The following is a 24907-nucleotide window of genomic DNA, read 5'->3' on the forward strand; positions in this document are numbered from 1 at the left end:
CTTCATCCCCACTCAAGAAAGCTCTTACCAATCAGGCTTTTACGGGCAGTTATCTCTCATCTTTATTCTTTCATTTTTCAGAATGTTAATGTGGAAGCTATACTGCCCGTTAGAGCGGGAGAAAAAAGTAGCTTTGTAATTTTTAAAGGGGGAATTTTGAAATGGTAGCAGTAATCATCAAAGGAAATGAAGTTGCAGAGAAAAAGCGAGCGCAGTTAAAAGAGAAAGTTGCAGAACTAAAAGAACAAGGAATTGTACCAGGGCTAGCTGTTATTTTAGTTGGGGATGATCCAGCTTCTCATTCGTATGTAAAAGGGAAAGAAAAAGGCTGCGAACAAGTTGGTATTTATTCTGAGTTAATTACATTTCCAGATACAATTACACAAGATCGCTTATTAGCGGAAATCGACCGTTTAAATAATGATGATCGTATTCATGGTATTTTAGTACAATTACCGTTGCCAAATCATATTGAAGAGAAAGCTATCATTGAAAAAATTTCTCCTGAGAAAGATGTGGATGGTTTCCACCCAATTAGTATCGGTCGTATGATGACAGGACAAGATACATTCCTTCCATGTACGCCGCATGGTATTTTAGAATTAGTAAAAGAAACAAATCTTGATATTACAGGGAAACACGTTGTTGTTATTGGACGAAGTAATATTGTTGGAAAACCAGTAGGACAACTGTTTTTAAATGAAAATGCAACAGTTACATATTGTCATTCCAAAACAGCGAATATAAAAGAATTAACGAAGTTAGCTGATATTTTAATTGTTGCGGTTGGAAGAGCGAAAATAGTAACAGCTGATTACGTAAAAGAAGGTGCAGTTGTAATTGATGTCGGAGTAAATCGTTTAGAAACAGGAAAACTATGCGGTGATGTTGATTTCGATGATGTATTAAACGTTGCAAGTCACATTACGCCAGTACCAAAAGGCGTAGGCCCAATGACGATTACAATGCTACTAGAAAATACAGTATTATCTGCACAGCGTGCAGGTGTTGTTTGTAAATAATTGTAGGGCGGCTATGAGGAGAGAGAAATGGAAAAGCAATATTTAACCGTTACAGCGTTAACTCGTTATATGAAAACTAAAATAGAGTATGATCCTCATCTACAGTCTGTTTGGTTAAAAGGAGAAATTTCAAATTTTAAATATCATAGCCGCGGTCATATGTATTTCACATTAAAAGATGAAAATGCAAGAATTGCTGCGGTCATGTTTGCGAGTCATAATCGCAATGTAAAGTTTAGACCAGAAGACGGGATGAAAGTGCTTGTAAAAGGAAAAATTTCTGTTTATGAAGCAAGTGGTTCATACCAAATTTATATTCATGATATGCAGCCAGATGGAGTGGGAAATCTTCATTTAGCGTATGAGCAGTTAAAGGCTCGTTTAGAAGAAGAAGGGCTGTTTTCACAAGTATACAAGCAGCCAATACCTGCTTATCCAACAACAATTGGTGTGATTACGTCGCCAACGGGTGCGGCAATTCGTGATATTATAACGACAATTGCACGTCGCTATCCAATTGGAAAGGTAATTGTATTTCCAGTTCTTGTACAAGGGGAGTTTGCAGCTCCCTCAATTGTACAAGCTATTGAAAAGGCCAATGAAATGAATGATATAGATGTGTTAATTGTAGGGCGCGGTGGAGGTTCGATTGAAGAGCTGTGGGCATTTAATGAAGAAACGGTGGCCCGAGCAATCTTTGTGAGTCAAATTCCAATTATTTCTGCTGTGGGACATGAAACAGATTTTACAATTGCAGATTTTGTTGCGGACTTAAGAGCTCCAACGCCAACAGCGGCAGCTGAACTGGCAGTTCCTCACATTCTTGAATTAGAAGAAAAAGTGATGCAGCGTACACTTCGCTTGACACGAGCGATACGTGAGATGTTGAACTATAAGCAGGAACGTTTGCAAACATTACAAAAATCATATGCATTTCGCTATCCAAAGCAATTGTATGAGCAAAAGGAAGAACAATTGGATCGTACAATTGATAAGTTGATGCAAACGAAAGAGCGTTACATAGAAAAGAAGACCAATCAACTTCAACAGTTGTCGTTTTATTTAGGAAAACATCATCCCATGCAAAAAATTGAACAAACAAAGCTTACGTTAGACACATTGCAAAAGCAATTGCAACGTGAAATGCAGTCTCTTCTACAAAGAAAAGAGTTTGCTTTTACAAGAGCGATAGAGAAGTTAGAAACGTTAAGTCCTCTTAAAGTGATGATGCGAGGCTACGGTCTTGTTTATAATAATGAGAAACAGGTGCTAAAAAGCGTAAAAGAAATTGGGCTTGGAGATGAAGTGACAGTGCGGCTTCAAGATGGTGTACTGGACTGTAATGTATGGGGAATAGAGGAGCGTGAACTAGGCGATGGAAAATAAATTGAGCTTTGAAGAAGCGATTGCAAAGCTTGAACAAATTGTTTCCAAGCTCGAACAAGGTGATGTTCCGCTTGAAGAAGCAATTTCGTATTTTAAAGAAGGTATGGAACTTTCTAAGCTTTGCGATGAAAAATTAAAAGGCGTGCAAGAACAAATGGCAGTCATACTTGGAGAAAATGGTGAACTTCGTCCATTTTCTAATTTAGGAGAGGAAGCATAATGACGCATGTAACTTTTGATGCTTTTATGAGAGAAAGTAAAGCGTTAGTAGAAGAAAATCTTGTGCGTTATGCAAATGCCTTGCAATGTCCAGATGTACTTCGCGAGGCGATGGTGTATTCATTAGAAGCGGGCGGGAAACGTCTCCGTCCGTTACTTTTATTTGCAACGCTGCAGGCGTTTGGAAAAGATAGAGAATTAGGGATAGGTACAGCTTGCGCATTAGAAATGGTTCATACATATTCTTTAATTCATGATGATTTACCTTGTATGGATGATGATGACTTACGCCGCGGGAAGCCAACAAATCATAAAGTGTTTGGTGAGGCTATGGCCGTACTAGCTGGTGATGGGTTATTAACATACGCATTCCAAGTTGTAACAGAGCAAGACCATAAAGAAATTACTTCCGAGACAAAACTGCGCATTTTACTAGAACTTGCTAAAGCAGCAGGACCAGAAGGAATGGTTGGTGGACAAGTTGCGGATATGGAAGCGGAAGGGAAGCAATTAAACCTTCATGAGTTAGAATATATTCATAAAAATAAAACTGGACGTTTATTAGAATTTGCCGTATTAGCTGGTGCGTTATTATCAGGGGCTACGGCGGAGCAACAGGAAAAGTTACTTGCTTTTGCGAAGTATGTCGGACTTGCTTTTCAAATTCGTGATGATATTCTAGATGTAGAAGGAATAGAAGAAGAGATTGGGAAACCGGTCGGAAGTGATATGACAAATGAAAAAAGTACATATACAACGTTATTTACAGTAGAAGAAGCGAAGGGGATTTTAGAAGATACAATTGCGAAAGCGAAAGATGCAATTTCTTCTTTACAATTACAAGATGAATATTTGTTAGTAATTTGTGATTTAATTGCAAAGCGCAACCACTAGTATAAGAATGTTTTCATTTGTTGAGCCATTCAGCATTTTATGGTATAAATGTAGACAAAGGTTTTTCTTTTCTTTTTATTGGCAAAAATATACGTAGATTACATTGCCGTTATCACTTTGTGTTAGCGGCTCTTTTTTCATCGTATAAAGTGAAACTTCCATCAGTGGAGGGGCTTTATCCCCCACTGATGGTTAGTTGAACCAATCGGGCTTTTACGGGCAGTTATCCCCCACCTATCTTCTTCGCTTCTCTCTCAATCTTGAGGTGGGGGGTCTTACTGCCCACGAATAGCGGGATAAAATAAAGAATATGCTTGATAGTTGTAATACAACTAAGTACAACTATATTTTACGAATGTATAATAGTTGACATGATGACAGATTATGAAACGAAAGTGAGTGATCCTGGTGGATCTGACGCAAATTCAAAATCCTAGTTTTTTGAAGGATATGTCTATAAGCGAACTAGAGACGTTAAGCGAAGATATTCGAAAGTTTTTAATTGAAGAGCTTTCTCAAACAGGTGGACATATTGCTCCAAATCTAGGTGTAGTAGAACTCACAATTGCTTTGCATAAAGTATTCGATAGTCCAAGAGATAAATTTTTATGGGATGTAGGACATCAATCCTATGTACATAAAATTTTAACGGGGCGTGCAAAGGAATTTGGAACATTAAGACAATATAAAGGTTTGTGTGGTTTTCCAAAGCGTTGTGAAAGTGAACATGATGTATGGGAAACGGGACATAGCTCTACTTCTTTATCTGCTGCTATGGGAATGGCACTTGCTCGTGATTTAAAGAAAAAGAAAGAGTATATTGTTCCTATTATTGGTGATGGTGCATTAACAGGCGGTATGGCGCTGGAAGCACTAAATCATATTGGGCATGAACGAACAGATATGACGGTTATTTTAAATGATAATGAAATGTCGATTGCACCAAACGTTGGTGCATTGCATAACGTACTTGGACGTTTACGTACAGCAGGGAAATATCGATGGGTAAAAGATGAATTAGAATACTTATTGAAGAAAATTCCAGCTGTTGGCGGAAAAGTAGCTGCAACGGCTGAAAAAGTAAAAGACAGCTTGAAATATTTACTCGTTTCGGGTGTGTTTTTTGAAGAGCTAGGCTTCACATATTTAGGGCCTGTTGATGGACATGATTATGAAAGTTTATTTGAAAATCTTCAATATGCAAAGAAAACGAAAGGGCCTGTTCTTGTTCATGTCATTACGAAAAAAGGAAAAGGCTATAAGCCAGCTGAAAGTGATGTAATTGGAACTTGGCATGGTACAGGACCATACAAAATTGAGTCTGGTGATTTTGTGAAGCCAAAAGAAGCTGCACCGGCATGGAGCTCTGTTGTTAGTGAAGCAGTTCGTAAATTGGCGAAGAATGATCAGCGTATCGTTGCTGTAACGCCAGCAATGCCAGTTGGATCGAAGCTTGAAAAATTTGCAAAGGAATTTCCTAATCGTATGTTTGATGTGGGGATTGCTGAACAGCACGCAGTAACAATGGCAGCTGGTTTAGCAACGCAAGGCATGAAGCCGTTTTTAGCGATTTATTCTACATTTTTACAACGCGCTTATGATCAAGTTGTTCACGATGTATGTCGCCAAAATTTAAATGTCTTTTTCGGGATTGATCGAGCAGGGTTAGTAGGAGCTGATGGAGAAACGCATCAAGGTATATTTGATATTGCATTTTTACGTCATCTTCCAAATATTGTTTTGATGATGCCGAAAGATGAGAATGAAGGTCAACATATGGTATATACAGCAATCAATTACGAAGAAGGACCGATTGCACTTCGTTATGCACGTGGAAATGGAATTGGTGTACCGATGGATAAAGAGTTTAAAGAAATTCCAATCGGTACATGGGAAACGCTTCGTGAAGGATCACAAGCGGCGATTCTAACATTTGGTACGACAATTCCGATGGCAATGGAAGCGGCAGAATCACTTGAGAAGAAAGGGATTTCTGTAAAGGTTGTGAATGCTCGCTTTATTAAGCCAATGGACGAGGCGTGCTTGCATGAGTTATTAGGAAAGAATATGCCGATTTTAACAATTGAAGAGGCGTGTTTAATTGGAGGATTTGGCTCTGGTGTGTTAGAGTTTGCTAGTGAACATGGATATCATAATGCGCTAATTGAGTGTATGGGTATTCCAGATCATTTCATTGAACATGGCAGTGTCTCTAAACTTCTTGAAGAAATTGGCTTAACAACAGATGCAGTTGTTGAACGCATTTGTACAATGATTCCATTAAAACAAAAAAGGGCGTAACAAATGAGCGGAAAAAAAGAACGAGTAGATATACTATTAGTAGAACGAGGACTTGTTGAAACAAGAGAAAAAGCGAAGCGCGCTGTTATGGCGGGTCTTGTATATGCAAATGAAATGCGTCTAGATAAACCAGGTGAAAAAATACCACAAGATACAGAAATTACAGTAAAAGGACAAGTAATGCGCTATGTAAGCCGTGGTGGATATAAGCTAGAAAAGGCGTTAGAGACGTTTCATATAGATTTACAAGATAAGATTATGCTGGATATTGGTTCATCAACGGGTGGATTTACGGATTGTGCTTTGCAAAATGGTGCAAAGCTATCATATGCTTTAGATGTAGGGTATAACCAACTTGCATGGAAACTGAGACAGGACGAACGTGTTGTCGTAATGGAACGGACGAATTTTCGTTATGTAACACCTGCTGATTTGCAGCAAGGATTACCGCAATTTGCAAGTATTGATGTATCGTTTATATCTTTGAAATTAATTTTGCCTGTATTGAAAACGATGTTAACACCTGGTGGTGATGTTGCGGCGCTTATTAAACCGCAATTTGAAGCTGGGCGAGAGCAAGTGGGGAAAAAGGGAATTGTTCGGGACCGTAAAGTGCATGAAGCAGTTATAGAAATGATTGTCGATTTTGCGCTAGCAGAAGGTTACGATGTTCAAAACTTAACGTTTTCTCCAATTACAGGCGGAGATGGAAACATTGAATTTTTAATTCATTTAAAATGGTATGGTGAGCGTGAACAGGGAGAAAATCAATCTCCTATTCAGGCAGAGGAAGTTGTAACAGAAGCTCACGAAGCCTTGAAGCAAAAAGGAAAAGAGGAATAACAATTGTTGTTCCTCTTTTTCCTCATATTGAAAGTTAGAATTGTATAATGATTGTAAAAACAATTATGTACAAGTAGCCAATTATACGTTAACATAAATAAGTGAAGTATAATAATGGTAAAACTACGGTAAGAGATAGTGCGAGGTGCAAAAATATGAATAAAGGGCAGCGCCATATTAAAATTCGAGAAATTATTGCGAATAAAGAAATTGAAACGCAAGATGAACTAGTGGATATTTTACGTAATGAAGGTTTTAATGTAACACAAGCAACGGTATCGCGAGATATTAAAGAGTTACATTTAGTAAAGGTACCACTTCATGATGGACGGTATAAATATAGCTTACCAGCCGATCAACGTTTTAATCCACTTCAAAAATTAAAACGTAATCTTGTTGATTCGTTTGTTAAATTAGATGCAGCTGGTCATATGCTTGTGTTAAAGACATTGCCAGGTAATGCACATGCTCTCGGTGCGTTGATTGATCATTTAGAGTGGGATGAAATTATTGGTACAATTTGCGGTGATGATACGTGTTTAATTATTTGTCGTACACCTGAAGATACAGGAGTTGTATCGAATCGCTTCTTAAATATGCTGTAACAAAGAAATCTTGTTTGCTTTATTGCTCAGAAGAGTAAAAAGTAGACAAGATATTTTTGTTATGGAGAAATAAAAAATCCTAAAATAGCATGTGAAAATATATATTTCCATATAGGAATATCAGTATTGTTGCATTGACCGTAAAAACAAATGTTTGTTACAATAAGCAGGTTACATAACATATTCTTCATGAAAAAAGTAACAGAAGAATGTGTGTGCGAATAGTTTAAGCCTCCCGTGCGGAGTGTGAATGAAATAACGAGGTGAATGAGGCATTGTTATCGGAATTATCGATTAGAAACTTTGCTATTATTGAATCATTAAATATTTCTTTTCAAAAAGGGCTCACTGTTTTAAGTGGTGAAACGGGCGCAGGAAAATCCATCATTATTGATGCGATTAGTCTCCTTGTTGGAGGACGCGGCTCAGCGGAATTTGTACGTTATGGGACAGATAAAGCTGAAATTGAAGGGTTATTTTATATTGAAGATGAACAGCATCCTTGTGCTATGAAAGCAGAAGAACTTGATATTGAACTAGAAGATGGCATGATCATTTTAAAACGGGATATTTCTGTGAATGGGAAAAGTGTATGCCGCGTCAATGGAAAGCTTGTTACATTAAGTACATTAAAGGAAATTGGAAAAACACTTGTTGATATTCATGGGCAACATGAAACGCAAGATTTAATGAATGAAGACCGCCATTTATTTATGCTTGATCATTTTGAGGGAGATCATATTTTAGTTCAGTTAGAAAAGTATCAAAATGTGTATAGGGAATATGAGCAATTAAAAAAACAATTGCACTCTTTAACAGAGAATGAACAACAAATGGCACATCGTTTAGATTTGATCCAATTTCAACATGAAGAGATTCGAAATGCGGGATTGAAAATAGATGAAGAGCAAAATTTATTAGAAGAACGATTGAAGATTTCGAACTTCGAAAAGATTTATAAGGCACTGGGTGATTCGTATCGTTCTTTAACGGAAGACCGTTCTGGTTTAGATCATATTCGGAATGCGATGAACCAGATGGAGAGCATTACGGATTTGGATATTGCATATCAAGAAAACTACGATGCGATTGCAAATAGTTATTATTTATTAGAAGAAGTAGCTTATCAACTCCGCGAAAAGTTAGATATGATGGAATATGATCCAAATCGTTTGGACGAAATTGAAACACGTTTAAATGAAATTCGTATGTTAAAGCGCAAATATGGAAATACTGTAGAAGAGATTTTGGCGTATGCGGATGAAATTGAAAAAGAGATATTTACGATTGAAAATAAAGATGTACACATTGAAACGACAAAAAAGAAACTAAAAGAAATCGAGCAGCTTATAGTGGAAGAAGCGAAACTGCTAAGTGATATGCGCCATGACCTTGCGAATCGATTAACAACGGCGATTCATCAAGAATTAAAAGAGCTGTACATGGAAAAAACAAAATTCGAAGTGATGATAAAGAAAAAAGAAGGGACAATTGATGATCCTCTTGTTGAAGGAGCTCCTGTCAAAATGACACAAGATGGGTATGACGATGTGGAATTTTATATTTCCACAAATCCAGGAGAACCGTTAAAGCCGCTTTCTAAAGTAGCTTCGGGAGGAGAATTATCCCGTATTATATTAGCGTTAAAGAGTATTTTCTCTAAACATCAAGGTGTTGCCTCTGTTATTTTCGATGAGGTAGACACTGGAGTAAGTGGGCGCGTTGCACAGGCGATTGCGGAAAAGATTTATCGTGTTTCTGTTAATTCACAAGTGCTATGTATTACACATTTACCACAAGTTGCGTCTATGGCAGATTCGCATTTATTTATTCGTAAACAAATTGTGAATGAACGAACGGTTACATCTGTTACTGTACTTAGTCAGGAAGAGAAAGTAACAGAAATTGCTCGCATGATTTCTGGTGTGGAAATTACTGATTTAACGACGGAACATGCAAGAGAGTTACTTTCGCAGGCACATCGTTTTAAACAAACAGCAGAGGCTATCCAATAATGGATAGCTTTTTTGTTAACAATAATGATTTCTTAATTCTTCCGGTTATAAAGAAAGGATAGCAAGGAGACATTAAATAATGAAGCCTCTAGGCTGAATGTGGGTTAGGAGCGAGGAGAGTGAAAAGATTGAAATTAGAGCAATTTCGAAAAATCATAGGGATCTGTCTCCTTGTTTCGCTTGTCTTTATTGGGTGTTATAAACCGCTTCGTGAGTTTATTTCACTTCCGAAGCAACTTGTTGTATTTCAAAATCAAGATTCACAAGTATCTTCTTTGCCTGTATTTCAAACAAAATCAACTGATGAAACGATTTTTACGATTGCTTCTGGGCGTGCTAGTGAAAAAACAATTGCGGTAAATGCGCATGAAAGCGGAGCAGCTGATATGGTTTATGAGCTTGCAGGATTACCCGTGAAAAAAGTAAATGTGAAAGTATTAAAAGATTTTAAAGTAGTTCCAGGTGGGCAATCAATTGGCGTGAAATTAAATGCAAAAGGGGTACTTGTTGTAGGACATCATTTAATTCAAACAGAAAAAGGAAAGGTATCCCCAGGTGAACTTGCAGGTGTGCAAGTAGGGGATATGATTACTGAAATAAATGGTAAGACAATTGAACGAATGAGTGATATTGCACCATTTATTCATGATAGCGGGAAAACAGGGGAATCGCTTAATCTTGTTTTGCTAAGGGATGGGAAATATATTCGAACAAAATTAACTCCACAAAAAGATGGCGGAGAACAGTCATATCGAATTGGCTTGTACATTCGTGACTCAGCTGCAGGTATTGGAACGATGACATTCATTCATCCGGAATCAAGGAAATATGGCGCGCTTGGTCATGTGATTTCTGACAATGATACGAAAAAGCCAATTCAAGTTGAAGATGGACAAATTGTCCGCTCGACAGTAACGTCTATTGAACGAGGGAGTAATGGAGATCCTGGTGAAAAACTAGCAAGATTCTCACCAGATCATGAAGTTATTGGTAATATTACAACGAATAGTCCATTTGGTATTTTTGGTAAGTTAAATACAGAAATGAAAAATGGAATTATGGATGAAGCACTTCCGATTGCTCTTTCCCATCAAGTGAAAGAAGGACCTGCGAAAATTTTGACAGTTATTAATCAAGATAAAGTAGAAGCATTCGATATAGAAATTGTAAGTACAGTTCCGCAAAAATTCCCTGCGACAAAAGGAATGGTTGTAAAGATTACAGATAAACGCTTGTTAGAAAAAACAGGTGGGATCGTACAAGGAATGAGTGGTAGTCCTATTGTACAAGATGGAAAATTAGTAGGGGCTGTCACACACGTATTTGTCAACGATCCAACATCTGGATATGGTGTTCATATTGAGTGGATGCTACATGAAGCAGGAATTAATATTTATACAGATCAGAAAAAAGCAAGCTGAATATATTCAGCTTGTTTTTTGTTATTTTTAAATAGGGGGAGAAGAAGAGGACTCCTTATTGATAAAAAATTTTTCTTGTAAAGCCATTGAAATGTTACAAAAATTTCGCAATAGGTGTTTTTTGTTGTAAAATAAAAGTAGAGCATACATATTTAGCTGTAACCATATGATGGAATATGTAAAAGAACACTAAGAAATGGACGATAAAAATGTTTTTTTGTGATTTTTTCGGAATTTAAGAAAGTTTTAAAGGGGATTTTCACATAATTGTCGAACAATTCATGTAGTCTAGAAGGTAATACTTTATAACGGGAGAAACCATTAGTAGGGAGGAAAAGCTGTGGAGAAGATTAAAGTGTGTCTCGTGGATGATAATAAAGAACTTGTATCTATGTTAGAGAGTTATGTTGCTGCTCAGGATGATATGGAAGTGATTGGTGTAGCGTATAATGGTCAAGAGTGCTTAAATTTATTAAAAGAGAGACAACCGGATGTACTTGTTCTTGATATTATTATGCCACATTTAGATGGTCTCGCAGTACTAGAAAAAATGCGTCATATTGATCGTTTCAAACAGCCGAATGTTATTATGTTAACAGCATTTGGGCAAGAGGATGTGACGAAAAAGGCTGTTGATTTAGGTGCATCATATTTTATCTTAAAACCATTTGATATGGAAAATTTAACAAGTCATATTCGTCAAGTTAGTGGAAAATCAAGCGCTACCATTAAACGACCGCTGCCAGCCTTTCGTTCTGTAACAACGTCTGATGGAAAACCGAAAAATTTAGATGCAAGCATTACGAGTATCATTCATGAAATCGGTGTACCAGCGCATATTAAAGGATATATGTATTTACGCGAAGCGATTTCTATGGTCTATAACGACATTGAATTACTTGGATCAATTACAAAAGTACTATATCCAGATATCGCAAAGAAATATAATACAACAGCAAGTCGTGTGGAACGTGCCATTCGCCATGCGATTGAAGTTGCGTGGAGCCGTGGAAATATTGAGTCCATTTCTTCTTTATTTGGCTATACGGTATCCATGTCAAAAGCAAAGCCGACGAATTCCGAATTCATCGCGATGGTTGCAGATAAGTTGAGGCTTGAACATAAGGCTAGTTAATCGCAGTTGTGGCAGGGTTTTGAGGGTATTTCATAACAAAATTTAATAGCCAACAAATTACGTATGTAGGCAATAAAGTACATAAGTAATTGGCGGTTAATTTAAAAACCTTTTATTTATTGGATTAGAAGTTTATTCCGATAGATAGGAGGTTTTTTTGTTGTATGAATAATTTTCAGATGAATGTCGAAAACTTTTTACTTCATTGTGATGCAAAGCATTTAAGTAGGAAAACGATTCGATCATATGACCAAACGTTAAAATTGTTTGCTTCATATTTAGAAAGGGAATTAAAAATAACGAACGTTGATAAAGTAAAACCTTTGCATATTCGGACGTATATTAAATATTTACGGGAACGTGGTAAATATACATTTACGTCTAATGCAGCTAGTGAACAAATTAATTATCCAACACGCAGAACTGATTATGGAAAAACCATTAGTGAAACAACAATTGCTAATTATCTTCGTAATATTAAAGTGTTTTTTAACTTTTTAGAAGTTGAAGGGGATATCATTAAGAATCCGATATCTAATATTGAAACGATTAAGCCACAACGGAAACAAAAGATATTGTTATCAGTAGATGAAATAAAAAAAGTACTGTATTCGATTGATATAAGTACGTTTCATGGCTTTAGAAGTTATGTCATGATAAAACTCATTCTTGATACTGGTATACGTGCTGGGGAATGTTGCAGTATGCAAGCAGAAGACCTAGATATAAAAAATAAAAGTATTCTAATTACGAACCCGAAAAATAAAAAACAACGTTATGTGTATTTCTCTAATATTATGGCTAACGATTTAAAGCGTTGGTATAGGTTCAGTGATGCTGAATATTTGTTTCCTACGATAAGAGGAACTATGCTAAACGTCAATAACTTCGAAGCAAGTATTAGAAGCATTGGTAAAAAAGTAGATGTACATTTTACACCCCATCAATTAAGAAACAACTTTGCGAAGTATTACATTCTTAATGGTGGTGATTGGTTTAGTTTGTCGAGGGTATTAGGGCATTCATCGGTAGAAGTAACGCAAAGGGCGTAACTACAAGGAAACTTTTCCCGCAATGTGGAACACATTCTCTGATTCATTTGTAAAAAAATTTTGGAATGGAGATATGGAGAGTAGAATGCATTACGCTACCTATGGTATAGCATCATTAGGGCTGGGGTTTCTGGGTGATAAAGGTCTTAGTAAAGCAGGACAAGTAGGGAAAGTAGCAGCTGTTACAGGCTTTACAAAAGGAAAGTCGTTCATAACTAATTCTGCCGCATATAGAAATGCATTGTATGTGTTAAATAACTTTGAATTTAATTTTGGAAATCAATTTTCATTTGCTGGGATTGATGGAGGTTCTTTGAAATCTAGTTTTGTTGATGTTTACCAAGAAGCTAGAAATAAATTATTTCCTTATCAATATACTAAAAGTACCACAGATGGAGATGTTTTTGTTGGTAAATTATATGGAAAAGATGTACCTCTTGAGGACGTCAAAGTTGATGACATTACTTATACTAAGAGACCTAGAGAAGAATTTGAACAACTTAGGAAAGTTTTTGATAGCAGGGTAAGACAAGAGTTTCTTAAATCCTTGGTAAATGACCCTGTCAAGCTTACTGAACTTAAGAAAGCGGGAATAACAGATGGTATCTAGAATTAATGAAACAAGGAAGACCTCCAGTAGGGTGGCAAGTACATCATAATCTTCCTTTAGACGACGGAGGAACAAACGCATTTGAAAATTTAACTTTAATACAAAGTCATCCATATCATAAAGCTATAACTAATACACAGCGTACATTAACTAGACACTTACAAGATGGAGATAGTGTAGACATAAGCTGGACTATACCAAAATATAATATCTACCCTAAAGGAGAATAAATATACTTAGAAAGAGGTTTTTATATGTGGAAAAATCTAGTTTTAGAAATTGAAGATATACTGAAAAGTGTTAACTTTAATTTGAACACACCAGCAACAGATACTGAAGTTCACAGATTAAGAGAACACGTGAAAGAGAAATTTAATGTTGATTTACCGAGTGAATTTGAGGAGTTTCTTAAAAACGTAAATGGTTTAGATTTTGGTGGACTAGTTATTTATGGAGTTGACCCTTCCTTGCTAGAAACAGAAAGAAACGAACCCATTTGTGGATTTATAGACACGAATGAGATTTGGTATGAAAATGAATTTCAAAAAGAGTACCTTTTCTTTGGAGATTCAAGTATTGCGTGGTTTTGTAAAAACTTATGTGATGGTACTTACTTAGAACTTGATAAACCATCGGGCACAGTGATGAAAACATATAATGATTTCAATACAATGCTTGAAGAAGCATTGAAAACAGGCCTCCTTTAATATCGTGCATTCTATCCTACGTAATTTTGAAGACGAAGAATAATCAATTATGAATGATATGTTTCGTAAATATATTAACGATTTAGCTTTACAACAACCTACATCATTAGAAAATATCACTTTAATTGAATCCCGATTGAACATAAGTTTTCCAAAAGACTATGTTTCTTTTATACTAGAATCCAATGGGGCAGAAGGTGCGATTGGTGAAAATGGATATATACAATTATGGGCAATTGATGTTTTAATACAACACAACGAACGTTATGAAGTAAAAGAGTTCGCACCAGGAGTTACTTTGTTTGGGTCTAACGGCGGTAATGTAGCTTATGGTTTTTTTGAAAAAAGCAGAGAAACTCATATAATTGAAGTACCTTTAATGGGAATGGATAAAGAATTAATACGAATGTCATTAGACACTGGAATAATAAAACTGGAAATGTCTATGATTCTATTTTTTAGAGAATTACAAGACATTAGCTTTTTGGCTGAACGAGATACGATTTCTAAAAAAATAAACAAAGCACAACAGCAGATAAAAAACATGTTAAATATAACTACTGATTGTCTTGAAAAGCGGTTAGAAAAGGAAGGATGGTAGAAGAGATGGGATTTGTTAAAGAGGATAGATATAAGCAAATAAGAACCATCTATTTAAGTGACAAGGAATATAAACCTATATCTATAGTGTTAGATGCAAATATTATTAAAAGGATTCAGGATTTTTTTTATTTTCCTCATAAAATGGAAGTAAGTAAGAGGTTATCGATTATAGATTTTCTTTTGAAATATAGAAGATTTGACCTTGTAGCTGGGGCAGGATTAGAAGAATTGTATAATAGAGATGTTAAAAGTGTTCAAAGATTTGAAGAGATAATGAATTTTTTTATCAATTGTTCGAAAAAAGAGATTATGTATCACAGTGAATCAACGGTTAACCCAATGTTAAAACCCCTACCATCTAATTGAAAAGAATTAGAAAGAACTTGTAAATAACCTATTTGTCAAAGACATTAATATAGGGGGCTTATTAGAAGTAGACCGCCAAGCATAATTGATTTCGTAAGGCGGAATTTCCTTATAAAAAATACCTAGAAGATTTATCACTTACAGATTTATCTATGGATGCCCAACAAAAATTTAAACGATTAAAACATTTGGACTTCATTAAAGAAGGTCAGAAGGTAATCTTGTCTGGGTTTTTAATGACAAAACGGTTGGATTTTCAATTGATAAATACATACTGTTTTTTTAAAAAATATGCTTATATCCAAAGCTGTTCTATTGTTCAAACAGCTTTGGACAAATAATTCATTTTAATTCAACCAGAAGACTCAAAGGCAACGAATGAAAGGGTTTACATTTCGAAACTAAAAGTAGCGTTATAATTAAGCATGAGATAATTCTTCAGGTTTTTTTCCTACATAAGAAGATTGTGGTCTAAAAATACGATTATCTTGTGCCTGTTCGAGTATATGAGCAGTCCAGCCAACTATTCTACTTGAAGTAAACATTGGTGTAAATAATTCCTTTGGTAAAGAAATTCCTTTTAATACTGCAGCAGCGAAAAATTCTACATTCGTATATAAACATCTTCCTGGCTTATACTCATTTAGTAAATCTATAGTTTTTTGTTCCATTTCAATTGCAAGGTCAAACCAATCACTTTCACCAGTCAGTTCTTGTGAAACAATTTTTAAAGCTTCTGCTCTTGGGTCTTGTGATTTATAAATTCTGTGTCCAAAGCCCATAATTTTGCCGCCTGTTTCTAATTTATTCCTAATCCATGGTTCAATGTTATCGATTGTACCAATTTCATCTAGCATGCTTATAACTTCAGATGGGGCACCACCGTGAAGGGGACCTTTCATAGCTCCAATAGCTGCACAAATACCAGAAATAATTTCAGATTCTGTGGATACAACAACCCTTGATGAAAAAGTAGAAGCATTCATACCATGTTCAATAGTTAGTACTAAATATGCATTTAGAGCTTTTGTAAAAGCAGGTGTTGGTTCTTGACCTTCTAACATATATATAAAATTTGAAACGTGATCTAAATCTTGATTTGGTTCAATAAATTCTTTACCTTGGTCTAATCTATACTTGTATGCAATAAGACTAGGTAATATAGATGTTAATTGCATTGCTTGGTCAATAGTAGGTGGCCAACTAAATTGACTGTTTCCTAAAGAAGAAATTGCTGTTCTGAGGACACTCATAACATCCATATCTTTTGGTAGAAGATCTACAATTTGCTTTATGTATGTAGGAATTTGTCTATATTCTTTCATTTTTAATGTAAAATTTTTTAACTCACTTTCATTTGGTAGCTTACCATTCCAAATGAGATAGGAAACTTCCTCAAACGTATTATTAATTGCTAAATCCTTTGCCCAATGGCCACGGTATACCAAATGCCCCTTTTTCCCATCAACTAATCCAATTGAAGTTTCTGCAGCTACTATTCCTTCTAAACCTTTGCGATAATCCATAAAATTTCTCCCCTTTAAAAAAGTAATAATTAAAGTTTATCTTAATTTTATACAAAATTCAAATTTATTTAAAAATAAAAATTATATAGATATATATATTTTGGGTGTTTATAATACAGTAAATTAAATTAGATTAAATTAAATTAAAGAGTGTAAGTCTAAAATAGAATCTGATTTTTTTGTAGAGTGCTTGGATTGAAACTTTTTATTAATTAAATCAATTTCATAATTGTTTCTTTTCCTGAGTTAGATTGGCGGAATTTTAGAAGTATGTTTTTTGAGAATAATAAGTAACTTGATTTGATCGACAGCACTCTTTTGATTGCAAATCTTTTTCCGTGCTTTTGATCCACGGCCTGGGGTGCTATATTTTCGAATATCTGTCTCTATTTTGATTTTGTAGATTTTTTGGCAAAGAGAACTCATTGATAATGGGCAAGTCTTACATTCATTTGGTTGTGTGTAAATCATTTTGTAATCATAATCCCCGTCTAACAGGCTATACGGAATGAATAGCAAAGAAAGCCGTTCTTGTATACCTTTATTAAAAGGTATACAAGAACGGCTTTTCCATCACTTACATTATACAAGAATTTTGGGAGGCACTCCTTTTTGTGTCCTTAAAACCCTTGGTATATCAGAACTGAGAATTATGAAATTGATTCAATTAACAAAAATGCTATGAAACCAAGGTTTTTAGGAGATATCTGATTAAAATTTTTTATAAACAGCGTCCCTTAAGTCTATGAAAGAGCTTTTTTAGTCATCTATAAAAAATAAACTCTTTCTTGAGTGGCAAACTCAATTTTGGGTAATTGTTATAATCAATCATTTTTGTATCTATAGTGATAATAAAATAAACTTTGATATTAATATAATTTATCTAATATTTTATTTCCAAGATATACTTCAGTACCAGAAAGTCCAACAGAATAGAAAAGGGATATATCATTTTCCCCTCTTTCGATCGTTTTACAATCTTTTTCAAGTAAATCTTTCAAATCTATTATTGAGTTATATAAGTTGCAAGTAGATAATAGTGTTTCTGTGGGATAATCATAAACTTGATTAAGTGAATCGGTGAATATAAAATCACAGTTATTTAGTACATCAAGGCCTATTTCATGCTCCTTTATGTTCTTCGGACCAATCGCGTTGATATGAACCCCTGGTTTTAACCATTCTTTCGGAAAGAGTGGTTTTTTTGAGTTTGTAGCACAAATTAATACATCCGCTTGAGTAACTACTTCCTTGTAACACTTAGCACCTATGAATTCAATATTTTTAAAGGTCTCTCTTTTAATATCGTTAATAAAATTAGAAATATTCGTGGAGCTACGAGAATATACAACTACCTTACTGAAATCGCGTACATAAAGTGCAGAAAGTACTTGCGATTTTGCTTGTGGACCAGTACCAAGAACTCCTAAAATTTCTGAATTCTCTTTTGAGAGATATTTTATAGCAATCCCCCCAATTGCACCAGTTCTAATAAACCCGAGATTATTTCCGATAATAATCCCTTTAAGTTTATTTTTCTTATTATCTACTATTACCGTGATATGATCAGTAAATTTTTCATTATTATTAAATTGCCAATAAGCTCTGAATCCACTAATATTTCCATCATCAACATTACCACAAGTGAAAACAACTCTCTCGTTTTCTAAATTAACGTATTTCCTAGATGGTGTAACTATTCTGTTTTTTGTAAAGAAATCTTCTAATAGGTCTATTGCCTCTTTTGTTGACAATAAATCCGCCACTTCTTTGTCAGAAATCGACAAAACATTATCAAAAATTAACAAAAATTCCATCTCCCTTACTTTTTTACATAATTTTAACACGAAAAAGGTGGAATTATGGAGAATTTTGTGTTACGTTATTTTTTGATTATAACAAATTTTCTAAAAAAGAGGTGTATTTCTTGAATACGTTACTAATTAAAAAACATGAAATGCAGGGAGTTGTAGTTAGAGATATTGAGAGACCTAGCTCTGAGGTAATTAACAGGTTAAAGGAGTTTTATACTGGAATAATTCTCGATCATTTAGGGAAATACGGTGCAATGATAACGGATATTAAACCCTTATCAAATGGTATGAAAATTTGCGGACCTGCTATAACTTCGTACGGACCAGATTTATCTGTTAGAAGAATGGCTATTGATTTAGCTAAACCTGGTGATGTACTCGTAGTTGCAGCACATGGAATAGAAGATTATGCATGTTTTGGAGATGGAACTGCAAAAAGAATGCAAGTTAAAGGGATGGAAGGTGCTATAATTGATGGCTCAACTAGAGATTCTGCTGGGATTAGAGAATTAAATTTTCCTACGTTTGTTAGAAATGTGACACCGAAAAATTATCATTATCCAGTGTCTGCTGAGTATGGTTCCGTAAATATCCCTGTAGTATGTGGTGGAGTAATTGTTAACCCTGGTGACATTATCTTTGGTGATGATGATGGCGTTATTGTTATACCTAGAGATATATCCATAGATCTAATTAATTCTATAGAAAATTCCTTAGCAGAAGAAAGAAGAATCAGAAATTCTTGGACCTCTTATGAACCGTTTAGTGTAGAAACAGAATTAAGACAAAGGGGCTATAAGTTTGTTTAACTTAAATTTAGAAAACAAAGTAGTTTTAATAACAGGAGCAAGTGGTGGCGGAGTAGGTACTTATACAGGTAAGTTGTTATTATCACTAGGTGCAATAGTTTACTTTAATGGCAGAGAGCAAGACCAATTAGAATCAATAATTTCATCTTTGCCAAATAAGTTAAAAGTGAATGCGAGAAGCATAGTTGCAGATGTTTCAAATGATTTAGAAGTAAAACGAATGATTGAAACTATTCAGCTAAAAGATAATAGGATTGATATCTTAATTAATAATGCAGCTAACGGAGGGCCAGGAAAAAAAATTCACGAGATTAATAATTTCGAATGGGAGAAGGAGATTCTTACTACTTTACATGGCAGTTTTCTTTGTTCAAAATATGTTGCTCCATATATGATAAAACAAAAATACGGGAAAATAATTTTCATTTCTTCAAATGCAGCTTTTAAAGGAACCTGGGGAAGAAACGTTGGTTATGCTTCTGCTAAGGCAGGTATTTTAGGATTGTGCAAACAAATGGCACTAGAGCTAGCTTCTCACAATATCAATGTAAATACAGTAGTTCCAAGTCAAATAGATTCACCGAGAATAAGGAGAGATGGTAGAAAGGATGATAAAACTCTTGATTTGCACAAAAAGAACATACCATTAGGAAGAATTGGGACACCAGAAGATGTCGCTAACGCAATAGTTTTTCTAGTGTCTGATGTATCCTCCTATATAACTGGACAAGAGTTTTTCATAGATGGTGGTGGAACATTAGCACCTTCTACAACAAAATTAAGGAGTTAAAATATAATGGCTAACATTTTCAAAGAATGGAATGCTTCAAAGTTAGGTTTAGGGACATATAATTTATCGCCAGATAAGGGGGTTTCTTATCAATATGCACAAAGTATATTAAAAAAGGCTGCATTATTAGGAGTTAATATCTTAGATACTGCACCTTTATATGGTGGAGGATATGTCGAATACTTGATTGGTGATTCAGTCGATGAAAGCGACACCAAAATCATTAACAAGGTTGGAAGATTTGAGTCTTTAGCATATAGAAAACTGGGAACTAAAGCATATACCAATGAATTTATGATCAGATCTCAATTTGATTTCAGCCTTCGATTACTAAATCGTAACAAAGTTGATTTATTATTGATTCATGAAGCAGATTGGAGTGAATGGTGGAAGCAAGGGTTTGATAACTCCGCCGTTTTGAATGTTTTATCAGATTTAAAGAAAGAGGGATTGGTTGATAATATTGGTATATCTCTTAGAGATCCTTTTTTAGCAAATGAACTTTGTAGCACAGGGTTGTTTGATGCGATTCTCTTTGTCCATTACTACAATGTTTTGTGGCAGGAATCTAGAGATATATTTTTTGACGCTGCCAAAAAGAATAATATGGGGATTTCAATTGGAACTCCATTTAAACAGGGATTATTAACTAGTAATGATAGAGATTTCGTTGAAAAGATTTTAATTAACAGACCCAAGGACTTAACACCTAGTCTTATAGAGAGGTTGAAAAAATTACATGAAATATCGAGAAATTATGAGATGCCTATGCCAGAAATTGCATTAAGATATTTAATTAGTGACCCAGATGTTGACGTTGTGTTTGCAGGTCCAAAAAATATTGAAGAACTTGAGATTAACGTCGAATTGGCCAATAGAGGAAGTCTACCAAATGTATTGTTAGATGAGTTGGAAAATTTAAAAAATATTCCTATTGAGGAAGGTTATAGCTATGCAAAAGTTTAAGGTTGGTATTATCGGACATACAGGAAGAGGTAATTATGGCCATAGGTTAGATCAAGCTTTTGTTAATAATGAACATGCAAATATAGTAGCTTTAACAGATTTTAATAAAACAGAAGGTATTAAGAAAGCACAGGAGTTGGGGGCTAACTACTACCCGCATCAAACTATGATGTTTAATTCAGAAGTACTTGACATTGTTGTTGTTGCCCCCAGATTTACAGATTGCCATTATAGTCTGGTTAAAGAAGCACTATTAAATAATTGTCATGTACTTTGTGAAAAACCATTTGTTCAAAATTTAGAGCAAGCAGATGAGTTAATTTCTTTAGCAACAGAAAGAAATTTAAAAATTGCTGTATCTTTACCATTCTCTTATGAAGATAGATTTATTCAGTTGAAGAATTTACTGAAAGATAATCTAATTGGGGAAATTTATAAAATGGAAGGTGTTTGTAAACACGATCATAGGGGTGGAGGAGAGGATTTTGCAATCTTAGGACCTCACTTTGCAGATATGATGCTTAGAATTGTAGGAAATCCTATAGTAGGGCATGGTTTTATTAGTAAAGATGGAGTTAACATTAGTGAGAGTGACTTCATAGAAGGAAATGAAGGATTAGGTAAGATTGCAGGCGATAGTATATTTGCAACATATCAATTTGACAATGGAATCATTGGAACAATTCAATCAAAGAAGCTAGATATTCTAGAACGGAGTGAACAACCCTATTCCTTAAACATATATGGTGAAAAAGGAATTTTAATGGTTCGTGCACCTTATGCAGATCACTCAATTTGGTATTATCCGGCTCCCTTTATAAACCATAGATCTGATATAAAATGGGGGAGAATAGAAACATCTCCAACTAGTACCTATGGTGATTATCAAAAATTGGTTGCTAAGGATCTTATTTATTCAATTCAACATAATAGAGAACCTAAAAGTAACGCTAAAACTTTTATGAAAGTTTTAGAAATGCTTCTTATGCCTTATTATTCTCATTTGGGAAATAAATTAATAGAGTTCCCTATAAATCCAAGAGTACATCCGTATTATATGAATGGAGTTAATTCATATGATTTTAACAGAAAGTAGGGTTTCGAAACATTTAAATTTAGTACTAGAAAGTGTTAATAATCTTGATATTAATTCCCTTATAAAAAAAGCATTAATAACAGACTCTATTGATGAGAAATTAAAAGGTAAAGATAGAATATTTCTAATAGCAGTCGGTAAAGTATCAGCACCAATGAGTAATTCATTAATTAACTTACTGCCTCAAAAGATTACAGGTACATTTATTGTTTCACTAGAAGATCAGATTCAAGATAGTATGGAATTTATCAATGTTCAAAGTACACACCCAGAGCCTTCTCAACTGAGTGATTTTTCTGCAAATAAATTGATTAATCACCTAACTTCACAGAAACTCACCAAAAATGATGCAGTAATTTTCGCAATATCAGGTGGAACTTCCGCAATGTTAATGTCACCAACAAGCCACTTTAATCTTACAGAGATAAAACAAATAAATAGAATCCTTTTAGAATCAGGAGAAGACGTAACAACTATCAACCAGGTTAGAAAGGCTATTTCACACTTGCATGGAGGTGGGATACTTAAATATACAGGTGAGGCAGACATTTTTAGCTTTATCTTAAATGACAATGCTCAAATGGATATAAAAGCTGTAGGATCAGGATTAACATTTCCATACGATGTAAAGGATAAAGATATTAATAACATAGTAGAAAGATTAAATTTATCGAAAGCTTTAAAAGATAAAATATTAGAATCACATTTTAACAAAAAGTTAGATAGACCAATAAATAACATAATCAATAATGTTATAGCGGACACGAACTCAGTAGCTGAATCCATGGCTAGAGTAGCAAGAAATAATGGATATGAGGTCTTTATTTTATCTGCAACTCTTCAAGGTGAAGTCAAAGAAGTAGCGAAGGTTTTAGGAAATATCTATAAATATAAGACAAACGAAAAACAAGGAAAGCTCTGTATTATCTCTTCGGGTGAGCTAACTGTTAAAGTAAATGGAACAGGAAAAGGTGGAAGATGCCAGGAGCTCACCTGGTGCATGGCTAAGGAATTAAGTCAGTTGCAAAGAGCAGCTTCTTTTATATCATTTGCAACTGACGGTAACGATTTTATTCAGGGCATCGCAGGAGCTTGGGCAACAAATGATACATACCAAAAGATAATTTACAAAGGGTTAGATTGGGAAGAAATACTAAACAATAATAATACCTATCATGGTCTGCTTCAAATTTCTCAATTAATTACAGGAATTAGAACATCGTTAAACTTATGTGATTTATACGTTCTATTTTCTGAGTAAAGATAGGAGGCTTCATATGACAAGCATATTGTTACAATCAAAAGTTAGCAGTTTATATATTAATGATTCCTGGGTAGAAACTGATACACATTTTAAAAATTATAATCCTTCTACTTTGGAAGTAATAAATCTAGTAGGTAATGCAGATGTAGAACATGTAGATCAAGCAATTCAATCAGCTCAAGATTCCCTTAAGAGTTGGAGAATACTAACACCTAAGCAAAGGAATCAGTATATTATTCAATTTTTAGAGGAATTAAAACAAGATAGGTATAATTTAGCTGAAATTATTTCTTTAGAACAAGGTAAACCTTTTAAAGAAGCAATAGGTGAAATAGATAAGTGTCTTGATTATATCAACTACTTTACAGAAGAAAATCTAAGAATAAATAATTATAATTTAACATCTGATAAAAAGGATCGTGAAATCACTGTTAAATACGAGCCAATAGGAGTAGTTGCAGCTATAACACCTTGGAATTTACCTGTTGGTATGGTAATAAGGAAAATAATTCCGGCATTGTGTGTAGGTTGTACAGTTATCTTAAAGCCATCAGCAGAAACTCCATTGTCAGCTATAAAATTGGTCGAGTATTTCTCTAAAACTTTACCGAAAGGTGTCCTAAACTTAATTACAACTAACAAAGATGAAGAAGTTGGAAGAAAGCTTGCTACGAGTAAAAAGATTGATCTATTAACATTTACAGGATCTTCAAGTACTGGTAAGAAAATTATTAGTGAAAGCGCGATAACTGTAAAAAAATTAATTCTAGAGTTGGGAGGAAATGCTCCCTTTATCATATTTAAGGATGCTGATATTAATAAGGCAGCAGAAGATATAATCGAAACTAAATTTCGCAATGCCGGACAAACCTGTACAAGTGTAAATAGGCTTTATATTGAAGAAACTATAGCAGATGAATTTATACAACTATTAGTAACAAAGCTAAAAAAACTTAAAATTGGAAATGGTTTATCTAACGATTATGATATTGGTCCTTTAATAAACAATAAAGCTATTAACAAAGTTAAGCAGCATTTAGAAGATGCATTATTAAAAGGTGCAAATATAATTTACAGAGGAAGTAGCAGTCAAGGAAAAGGGTATTTCTTTGAACCAACTTTAATAGAAAATGTAAATTCAGAGATGAAAGTTGTATCTGAGGAGACCTTTGGTCCTATACTACCAATATTAAAATTTAACGATTTTGATAACAACATCGTTGAAGAAGCAAACGATTGTTGTTATGGATTGTGCGCATATATATATACTAATGATTTAATTAGAGCAAAAAAGATAGCAAATGAGTTGGATTACGGAATAGTTGGAATTAATAATAATAGACCAACACAGATTAATGCACCATTTGGTGGATTCAAGGAAAGTGGTTATGGAAAAGAGTGTGGAAGAGAAGGGTTACTAGAATTTATGAGGTTAAAGTCTGTGTATTTGGGTTAAAACTACA

At 34.5% G+C, this 24907-nt stretch carries 22 protein-coding genes and 1 pseudogene; 21 read left to right on the forward strand and 2 right to left on the reverse strand.

The genetic code is table 11. From position 1 onward, the window contains the following. Positions 1-161 precede the first annotated feature (161 nt). From folD to MR076_RS06550, 15 genes and pseudogenes are all read left to right on the forward strand, one after another. Positions 162-1022, forward strand: a complete 861-nt coding sequence (gene folD, locus MR076_RS06480; RefSeq protein ID WP_242218854.1) for a bifunctional methylenetetrahydrofolate dehydrogenase/methenyltetrahydrofolate cyclohydrolase FolD — start codon at positions 162-164, stop codon at positions 1020-1022. Between the two features lie 27 nt (positions 1023-1049). Then, positions 1050-2408 (forward strand): exodeoxyribonuclease VII large subunit, encoded by a 1359-nt coding sequence (gene xseA / locus MR076_RS06485; protein WP_242218855.1) that lies wholly within the window; start codon positions 1050-1052, stop codon positions 2406-2408. Continuing rightward, positions 2398-2628 (forward strand): exodeoxyribonuclease VII small subunit, encoded by a 231-nt coding sequence (locus tag MR076_RS06490; RefSeq protein WP_242218857.1) that lies wholly within the window; start codon positions 2398-2400, stop codon positions 2626-2628. The genes xseA and MR076_RS06490 overlap by 11 nt, the downstream gene beginning before the upstream one ends. Then, complete coding sequence (locus tag MR076_RS06495; protein WP_242218859.1) at positions 2628-3521, forward strand: polyprenyl synthetase family protein; 894 nt, start codon at positions 2628-2630, stop codon at positions 3519-3521. Before MR076_RS06490 ends, MR076_RS06495 begins: the two co-directional genes overlap by 1 nt. Positions 3522-3929: 408 nt before the next feature. Further along, entirely contained in the window at positions 3930-5822 is a 1893-nt protein-coding gene (dxs, locus tag MR076_RS06500; RefSeq protein ID WP_242218861.1) for a 1-deoxy-D-xylulose-5-phosphate synthase, read from the forward strand. A 3-nt stretch (positions 5823-5825) separates the two neighbouring features. Beyond that, complete coding sequence (locus MR076_RS06505; RefSeq protein WP_242218863.1) at positions 5826-6665, forward strand: TlyA family RNA methyltransferase; 840 nt, start codon at positions 5826-5828, stop codon at positions 6663-6665. 155 nt (positions 6666-6820) lie between these two features. Beyond that, entirely contained in the window at positions 6821-7270 is a 450-nt protein-coding gene (gene argR / locus MR076_RS06510) for an arginine repressor ArgR (protein ID WP_242218865.1), read from the forward strand. Between the two features lie 275 nt (positions 7271-7545). Then, a complete protein-coding gene (gene recN, locus MR076_RS06515; protein ID WP_242218867.1) occupies positions 7546-9285 on the forward strand; it encodes a DNA repair protein RecN in 1740 nt (579 codons plus the stop codon). 119 nt (positions 9286-9404) lie between these two features. Further along, a complete protein-coding gene (gene spoIVB, locus MR076_RS06520; protein ID WP_242218869.1) occupies positions 9405-10706 on the forward strand; it encodes a SpoIVB peptidase in 1302 nt (433 codons plus the stop codon). Positions 10707-11046: 340 nt separating this feature from the next. Further along, a complete protein-coding gene (spo0A, locus tag MR076_RS06525; RefSeq protein WP_090913927.1) occupies positions 11047-11841 on the forward strand; it encodes a sporulation transcription factor Spo0A in 795 nt (264 codons plus the stop codon). Positions 11842-12005: 164 nt separating this feature from the next. Next, entirely contained in the window at positions 12006-12893 is an 888-nt protein-coding gene (locus MR076_RS06530; RefSeq protein WP_242218871.1) for a tyrosine-type recombinase/integrase, read from the forward strand. After that, positions 12892-13733, forward strand: a pseudogene (locus MR076_RS06535) (HNH endonuclease signature motif containing protein); the annotation flags it as partial. The gene MR076_RS06530 and the pseudogene MR076_RS06535, both read left to right, overlap by 2 nt. A 24-nt stretch (positions 13734-13757) precedes the next feature. Then, the gene (locus MR076_RS06540) at positions 13758-14210 is read left to right on the forward strand and encodes a YrhA family protein (RefSeq protein ID WP_242218873.1); all 453 of its coding nucleotides are present in this window, start codon (positions 13758-13760) and stop codon (positions 14208-14210) included. Between the two features lie 49 nt (positions 14211-14259). Continuing rightward, positions 14260-14811: an SMI1/KNR4 family protein gene (locus MR076_RS06545; protein WP_242218875.1), complete on the forward strand. Its 552-nt coding sequence runs from the start codon at positions 14260-14262 to the stop codon at positions 14809-14811. Positions 14812-14816: 5 nt separating this feature from the next. Next, positions 14817-15179 carry a hypothetical protein gene (locus MR076_RS06550; protein WP_242218877.1) on the forward strand — a complete coding sequence of 121 codons (363 nt, stop codon included), beginning with the start codon at positions 14817-14819 and terminating at the stop codon, positions 15177-15179. Between the two features lie 419 nt (positions 15180-15598). On the opposite strand, the gene MR076_RS06555 is transcribed toward MR076_RS06550, so the two are convergent. Next, positions 15599-16705 carry a citrate synthase/methylcitrate synthase gene (locus MR076_RS06555; RefSeq protein WP_242218879.1) on the reverse strand — a complete coding sequence of 369 codons (1107 nt, stop codon included), beginning with the start codon at positions 16703-16705 and terminating at the stop codon, positions 15599-15601. 869 nt (positions 16706-17574) lie between these two features. After that, positions 17575-18513: a hypothetical protein gene (locus MR076_RS06560; RefSeq protein ID WP_242218881.1), complete on the reverse strand. Its 939-nt coding sequence runs from the start codon at positions 18511-18513 to the stop codon at positions 17575-17577. A 119-nt stretch (positions 18514-18632) separates the two neighbouring features. On the opposite strand from MR076_RS06560, the gene MR076_RS06565 reads away from it, so the two are divergent. The 6 genes from MR076_RS06565 to MR076_RS06590 are packed head-to-tail and all read left to right on the forward strand — an operon-like array spanning position 18633 to position 24900. Further along, positions 18633-19328: an RraA family protein gene (locus tag MR076_RS06565; RefSeq protein ID WP_242218883.1), complete on the forward strand. Its 696-nt coding sequence runs from the start codon at positions 18633-18635 to the stop codon at positions 19326-19328. After that, positions 19321-20118 carry an SDR family NAD(P)-dependent oxidoreductase gene (locus tag MR076_RS06570; protein ID WP_242218885.1) on the forward strand — a complete coding sequence of 266 codons (798 nt, stop codon included), beginning with the start codon at positions 19321-19323 and terminating at the stop codon, positions 20116-20118. The genes MR076_RS06565 and MR076_RS06570 overlap by 8 nt, the downstream gene beginning before the upstream one ends. A gap of 6 nt (positions 20119-20124) precedes the next feature. Further along, a complete protein-coding gene (locus MR076_RS06575) occupies positions 20125-21084 on the forward strand; it encodes an aldo/keto reductase (RefSeq protein ID WP_242218887.1) in 960 nt (319 codons plus the stop codon). Continuing rightward, a complete protein-coding gene (locus MR076_RS06580; RefSeq protein ID WP_242218889.1) occupies positions 21071-22180 on the forward strand; it encodes a Gfo/Idh/MocA family protein in 1110 nt (369 codons plus the stop codon). Before MR076_RS06575 ends, MR076_RS06580 begins: the two co-directional genes overlap by 14 nt. Further along, on the forward strand, positions 22161-23441 hold the full coding sequence (locus tag MR076_RS06585; RefSeq protein WP_242218891.1) for a DUF4147 domain-containing protein: 1281 nt from the start codon (positions 22161-22163) through the stop codon (positions 23439-23441). Before MR076_RS06580 ends, MR076_RS06585 begins: the two co-directional genes overlap by 20 nt. A 16-nt stretch (positions 23442-23457) precedes the next feature. After that, a complete protein-coding gene (locus MR076_RS06590) occupies positions 23458-24900 on the forward strand; it encodes an NAD-dependent succinate-semialdehyde dehydrogenase (RefSeq protein ID WP_242218893.1) in 1443 nt (480 codons plus the stop codon). Positions 24901-24907: the final 7 nt, after the last annotated feature.

It is taken from the genome of Bacillus cereus group sp. BfR-BA-01380, assembly GCF_022663535.1.
GTDB lineage: Bacteria > Bacillota > Bacilli > Bacillales > Bacillaceae_G > Bacillus_A > Bacillus_A cereus_BB.

Coding starts and splice junctions, on each gene's coding strand:
- folD (WP_242218854.1), top strand. CDS start 162: ATGGTAGCAGTAATCATCAAAGGAAATGAAGTTGCAGAGAAAAAGCGA.
- xseA (WP_242218855.1), top strand. CDS start 1,050: ATGGAAAAGCAATATTTAACCGTTACAGCGTTAACTCGTTATATGAAA.
- MR076_RS06490 (WP_242218857.1), top strand. CDS start 2,398: ATGGAAAATAAATTGAGCTTTGAAGAAGCGATTGCAAAGCTTGAACAA.
- MR076_RS06495 (WP_242218859.1), top strand. CDS start 2,628: ATGACGCATGTAACTTTTGATGCTTTTATGAGAGAAAGTAAAGCGTTA.
- MR076_RS06505 (WP_242218863.1), top strand. CDS start 5,826: ATGAGCGGAAAAAAAGAACGAGTAGATATACTATTAGTAGAACGAGGA.
- argR (WP_242218865.1), top strand. CDS start 6,821: ATGAATAAAGGGCAGCGCCATATTAAAATTCGAGAAATTATTGCGAAT.
- MR076_RS06530 (WP_242218871.1), top strand. CDS start 12,006: ATGAATAATTTTCAGATGAATGTCGAAAACTTTTTACTTCATTGTGAT.
- MR076_RS06540 (WP_242218873.1), top strand. CDS start 13,758: ATGTGGAAAAATCTAGTTTTAGAAATTGAAGATATACTGAAAAGTGTT.
- MR076_RS06545 (WP_242218875.1), top strand. CDS start 14,260: ATGAATGATATGTTTCGTAAATATATTAACGATTTAGCTTTACAACAA.
- MR076_RS06550 (WP_242218877.1), top strand. CDS start 14,817: ATGGGATTTGTTAAAGAGGATAGATATAAGCAAATAAGAACCATCTAT.
- MR076_RS06555 (WP_242218879.1), bottom strand. CDS start 16,705: ATGGATTATCGCAAAGGTTTAGAAGGAATAGTAGCTGCAGAAACTTCA.
- MR076_RS06575 (WP_242218887.1), top strand. CDS start 20,125: ATGGCTAACATTTTCAAAGAATGGAATGCTTCAAAGTTAGGTTTAGGG.
- MR076_RS06580 (WP_242218889.1), top strand. CDS start 21,071: ATGCAAAAGTTTAAGGTTGGTATTATCGGACATACAGGAAGAGGTAAT.
- MR076_RS06585 (WP_242218891.1), top strand. CDS start 22,161: ATGATTTTAACAGAAAGTAGGGTTTCGAAACATTTAAATTTAGTACTA.
- MR076_RS06590 (WP_242218893.1), top strand. CDS start 23,458: ATGACAAGCATATTGTTACAATCAAAAGTTAGCAGTTTATATATTAAT.